Below are 6,130 nucleotides of genomic sequence, written 5' to 3' on the forward strand. Positions count from 1 at the left end.
CTGTTTTATACATTAATTTGTGGATAGATTTTTACTAGGATGTAATATTTGTAAAAGAAGATAGCCAAAAACATATTTAAAAAGTTATTCACCATTTAAAAATATTGCTTAAGGTACTTATTTTTTGCAACATTTTAATTTTTAGAGCAGCTATTAGGTTGATGAAATCGGATCGCATACCCGTTGTTATGCCATTAACAGTTAAGTAAGAAAAAATGGTTTAATAATTGAATCATTCTCTTTTTTTAATGATTATTAAAACAATAAAATATATTAAAAAAAATCATATTATTACGTTTAATTTGTAGCCTGTAAAAAAATTTAACATCAACGATGCGTCAATAAAAAAATTTTTTTTATAAAAAAAATGTTAATTTTAGCAAAGTTTATATTGTATACAATACCACATAAAGTATACTATTAGAGGATATTATTATTCATTAAACTAAATAGGGACATATTGTTTTATGCGAAACACCACGTTGATCCATCGAATATCACTATGTTTTATATCAGTTTTTTTAATGAGTTGTGCTTCTGAGCAAACTTCTAAAAACCCTATGTATACGATTTCAAAAGTAACACAAAGTCAATTAACCGATAAAGATATCTTTGATGAAGAGTTAGATAAAGAAATTACCGACTATGATATTCAAGAAGCTGCTTACTACGCACAAAAAGGCTTTCGTGTTCCATTAAAGTCTTCAATTATTCTCGCTCAATCCGGAGCGCAAGTACCAGATGCTTACATGCAAGCTGCATTGTCAAACTATTATAACGTTTCGGTTTATAATGGTTTTTCCAAAAACAAAAGCTCCTCCAACCGTCGAAAAGATAAAGAACAGCAGGTTAATAATAACTATATGAAACTCCTGCGACTTATTGCGGCTAAAGGCGGGCAAAATACAATCATTGTTTATTGGGGCACAATTGAAAAAGGTGATTTGGACGACAAAACCAATATAGTTAAATGGAGCCAGTATGAAGGCGGTAAATTATCTAGCAAAACTAAAGCATTACGTTACTTATTAAAATTTACTTTAGTTGATGTCACCACCGGCAATTGGTCATCTTATTCACCAGTTAATATTGAGATAGACTACGTACCACCGAAGATTGGCAGCAGTATAACTGACGCGTTGCAAATTGACGAATTAATGAAAAAAAGTTACGACAACGCAGCCTTATTATTGTCTGAAAAATATAAGGATAAAACCAAATAAGAGTTAAAGAAAACATTAGATCTTTTCAAATGTGATTGATTAGTTTTTATGCTATCATCGCCAATGAAGTTTTGTTTAAGTAATATTTGCAATATTATAAGTTAATGGGGCTTTATTTTAATGGAACTAAAGGATTTTTACCAAGATGAGATATCATACTTAAAATTATTAGCTAGGGACTTTGCACAAAAACACCCTGAACTAGAAGTATTCTATTCTCCATCATCCAATGATCCCGATGTTGAGCGGGTATTTGAAGCAAATGCTTTTTTAACGGCTCGTTTACGGCAAAAAATTGATGATGCTTTTCCTGAAATTACCCACGCTTTATTAGACGAAGTGTGGTCAACACCAATTAATCCAATACCCGCAACAACTATCATTGAGTTTACCCCAGAAAAAAATGGTGAAAGTTATTTTGTGGCGAGTGGCACACGACTACAAAATCAACCAACGCTTGAAATGAATGAAAGTTATGTGTTTCAAACGCGGCGAGATGTAAATATTTTACCTCTGCAAATAATAGATCGTAAAATAGTACACAGTAATGAAGGTTCGCAAATCACCCTAACGTTTGAATGGACGGGAAGCCCGGAAAAAATTAACTGGGATATAGAACCTTTACCTCTTTTTTTGGGTAAAGATCGACAAACCGCAGGATTGTTACTGTTATGGTTTTCACAATATTTGAAGGATGTGCAGATCAACCTCTCAGGTGAATTCCAGTACTGCTCTAATCAGTTTGTTAAGATTAAACCTTTTACTTCAAAAGATTTGTTGCTCTCTTGTAATAATATTCAATATTGGCGATTACAACTGTTGCAAGAATATTTTTATACCGACCATGTTAATGATTTCATTGAATTGGATCTTCGTCACATAAAATCATTTTTTCATCAGCAATCGGCTAGCTCTTTTAAAATAGTGTTTAACTTTAGTCATGTGTTTCCATTTGACAATATAATTGATGAAAACGTATTTCTCTTATATTGCGTGCCTGCGATTAATCAGTTCTCAATGGTGAGTCATCCAATCTCATTTGATAATAAATTCAAAACTCCAACTGGGTTTATCATTAAGCCGATTAACGCTGCTCATGAACTATCGCGTATCAGAAGGGTTTATTCGCCAACCGAAGCTCATAATCTCAATCGCGGAATAATAACGGAATATCGACCGATCACCAAATTTTCACCGACACGATATCCGTCCGCTGATTCAGATACTTTCTATAAAGTTGAACGAGAATATGATGTTCAAAGCCATATCGTACATAAAATTTCATTTTTTGATCACCAAGGCAAACCAACCGAAATTTCTGATAAAAAATATTTTCTATGTGAATTTGATTGTATTAATAATGAAGAGATCTTAAAACTTGCTATTAATGATATATCCAAACCCACAACCGATGTATCAAGTGGCATTAACTTTAAGAATATTACCCAAATTAGCAAACCACTACTACCGGTGATTTCAAGCCATGCTCATTGGCCTTTAATTTCTCATTTATCATTAAGTCCTATCTTCTTAAATGATATCAATGTGATTCGTCAGGTAGTACAAGATTTTGATATCCATAGTGAGTCGAATCGTCCCTCACATACTCGTTTAAAACAATTTTTACAAGGGATAGAAAACGTTATAAGTCATCCTATTGATAGACTCGTTAAAGGGTTACCTTTAAGAGGCGTAAAAATGGAACTTTACATAAATCCTGATTTCTATCCAGATAAAGGCGAAATGTTTAGGTTAGGATTATTATTGGGAAATCTATTCCCTTATTGCATTATTGATAATAGTTTCTTATTAACCCAAATAATCAACACAAAAACTGAAGAATGTTGGCAGTTACCACAAATTAGTGGTAGTCGAAAACAGATATAAGGTAAGGATAAGATATGAATGATAATGGTCTTCATTTTACGTGTAAAATAGGTGAGCTTTCAGAGGATACTTTTTCTGTGTATAAGTTTACGCATGAGGAGGCTATGTCAGAGTTATTTATATTAACTCTCCATGTTGCCACCAAAGAACCTTTGGAAGATTTAGCCAATTTAATTTTACAACAAGCAACCTTTAAAGTAATAGCCAATGGTTCTGAACAACGAACTGTGTCAGGTTTAGTCGAAACCATTGAACAAGGCAAATCAGGATTTAGGCGTACACATTATAAAATTATAATACGGCCATCGGCATGGTTATTAACCTTACGCCAAGATAGTCGGATTTTTCATTTCAAAAGCATTCCTCAAATACTCGAAGAAATGTTTCAATACCACAATGTGCAATTTAGTAACCAACTAAATGATGAACACCTAGTCAGAGAGTATGTGACACAAAAACGAGAAACCGATTATCAATTTTTAAAACGATTGTCGGCAGAAGAGGGTATTACCTTCTGGTTTGAGCAGATTGACGATGAAAACGAGCAGATTTTTTATGCTGATACCAGATTAGGGCAAAAATCGGGGGTTAGTTTAACTTATAACTTGCATCCTCAAACAGCCGAAACTGGCGATATGATGAGTGATCTGACTTTTTCTGTCACCATGAAACCTAATATGGCTATTCATAAAGATAGAAATTATAAAAAAACTGCCTACGATTTAATTCATCAATCATCAGCTAAAGAGAGTAACGAACACTTCGCAATCTTTGAAAGTTACGGTCGTTTTGAAGATGATGCACCAGGTAAAACATTTACCAAATATCGCTTAGAAGCATTACAAGCAGAAACCGAATTAGGTCGTGCAACCACCAATTGCTTTAGTCTTATGCCTGGAGTCATTTTTTCTCTATCCGAGCATCCGGATAGTAAATTAAATGCCAATTGGCAGGTGATTAGGGTTAGCCATCAAGGTTATTGCCCACAGGCGTTGGAAGAGGAGGCCGATAATGGTCCAACGGTGGTAACTAATCAAGTTGAATTCATCTCATCTGAAAAAGAGTGGCGACCGGCTTATATCCATAAACCAGTTCCTGATGCCAATGAAATTGCTGAAGTAGTAGGCCCCGCAGGAGAAGAAATCCATACCAACGAATATGGTTGTGTCAAAGTTCACTTTCATTGGAACCGTTATGATGCTGCTGATGATAAAGCATCAGCTTGGGTGAGAGTCTCTAACCAATGGGCAGGTAACGGCTTTGGTAGTGTTACCTTACCTCGTATAGGCCAAGAGGTTATTATCACTTATGTAGATGGTGATATTGATCGCCCTATCGTTAGTGGCCGTTATTATAATGATCTTAACAAGCCACCTTATGAGTTACCGGCGCATAAAACTAAAATGGTCTGGCGTTCTAAATCTCATAAGGCAGAAGGATTTAATGAGATCTCTTTTGAAGATGAAAGTGGTCAAGAACAGATCTACATTCATGGACAAAAAGATTTTAATTCTCTTATTAATAATGACGTAATGTGGGATATCCACAATGACCATAAAATTAAAATTGGTAATAACAACGTAATTGAGATCACAGGAAATAGTGACCTTTCTATAAAAGGCGAAACAAAAATAAAACGTGAGGGAAGCAAATCTGAAAGTAACAGTGTTGATTCCCATCTAAAGGTTGGTACAGACTATGTGATCGATGCAGGAAACGAAATTTCTGCTAAAGCCAACTCCAAAATAACCTTGGATGCCGGTACAGAGCTGACCATTAAAGCTGGTGGACAATTTATCGCCTTAAAACCATCCGGTATTTTTACCTCTAGTCCATTCAATATGGGCGCCGGTTCGCCAGGTAAAGGGAAGAAACTTAAGTTAAAAATTCCGGGTATTATCTCTGCCTTATTGGCTCCGACATTGACTCAGCAAAACACCTTGAAAAAAGATGCTCCGTTCTGTGAAGAGTGTGAAAGATGTAAACGAGGCGAGTGTGATATTGGTGAAACACCATTTGGGGCACCAGACAATTCAGATAAAATGCAATATCTGATCTCTGGCGGTGGTTTTGCTGGCGGAGCGACACCAAATTTAGGAATGCCAGATGGCATAGCCGGTTTGGGTGGTTTATCAGATCTATTTGACAGCTCTGCGATGATGGATAAATTGATTCCTGGTGGTGGTTTTGCTGGTGGCATTGGAGGAAATTTAGGCATGCCAGATGGCATAGCCGGTTTAGGTGGTTTATCAGATCTATTTGACAGCTCTGCGATGATGGATAAATTGATTCCTGGCGGTGGTTTTGCTGGTGGCATTGGAGGAAATTTAGGCATGCCAGATGGCATAGCCGGTTTAGGTGGTTTATCAGATCTATTTGACAGCTCTGCGATGATGGATAAATTGATTCCTGGCGGTGGTTTTGCTGGTGGCATTGGAGGAAATTTAGGCATGCCAGATGGCATAGCCGGTTTAGGTGGTTTATCAGATCTATTTGACAGCTCTGCGATGATGGATAAATTGATTCCTGGCGGTGGTTTTGCTGGTGGCGCAGGAGCAAATTTAGGCATGTTGGGCAGCCCAACCGATTTTGCCAATGATTTAGTAAAAAACCTTGGTTTTAATGATGCTTCGCAACTCGCTTCAGGTGCATTTAACAATGCGGCTGCGCTTAAAAATAACATTCAAAATGTAAAACAGGCACTGGATTTTGCTGAAAATATAAAATCGGGCGGTTTTACCGGAATGACAAATTCGGCGCTGAATAATGCATCGGCAATGGGGAATTTCAGGACCAATCCTGCTGATTTTCTGATTAAAAAATAATCGTTTAATAATCGATAACAGATAATAGGTAATCAATAAACGATAATCGATAATCGATAACTGATAAACGATAACCGTTAATGGATAATAGAAGTTTATCGTAAGGGAGTAGAAATGAGCACAATTTCGCTTACTGAGTGGGTTGCGATAACAGCAAGATCTCAAATGCCACTTTATGCTGTTTTATCCAATGTT

3 protein-coding genes are annotated in these 6,130 nt (G+C 36.1%); all 3 read left to right on the forward strand.

From position 1 onward, the window contains the following. The first annotated feature begins 524 nt into the window (after positions 1-524). The 3 genes from DKK70_RS04725 to tssI all read left to right on the forward strand — a co-directional run bounded on the left by DKK70_RS04725 (position 525) and on the right by tssI (position 5,935). A complete protein-coding gene (locus tag DKK70_RS04725) occupies positions 525-1,223 on the forward strand; it encodes a hypothetical protein (protein ID WP_110432943.1) in 699 nt (232 codons plus the stop codon). Between the two features lie 120 nt (positions 1,224-1,343). Further along, positions 1,344-3,110: a type VI secretion system baseplate subunit TssF gene (gene tssF, locus DKK70_RS04730; protein ID WP_110432944.1), complete on the forward strand. Its 1,767-nt coding sequence runs from the start codon at positions 1,344-1,346 to the stop codon at positions 3,108-3,110. A 14-nt stretch (positions 3,111-3,124) separates the two neighbouring features. After that, positions 3,125-5,935, forward strand: coding sequence for a type VI secretion system tip protein TssI/VgrG (tssI, locus tag DKK70_RS04735; RefSeq protein WP_110432945.1), 2,811 nt, complete (start codon positions 3,125-3,127; stop codon positions 5,933-5,935). Positions 5,936-6,130 lie beyond the last annotated feature (195 nt).

This window comes from Gilliamella apicola, from assembly GCF_003202655.1.
GTDB lineage: Bacteria > Pseudomonadota > Gammaproteobacteria > Enterobacterales > Orbaceae > Gilliamella > Gilliamella apicola_R.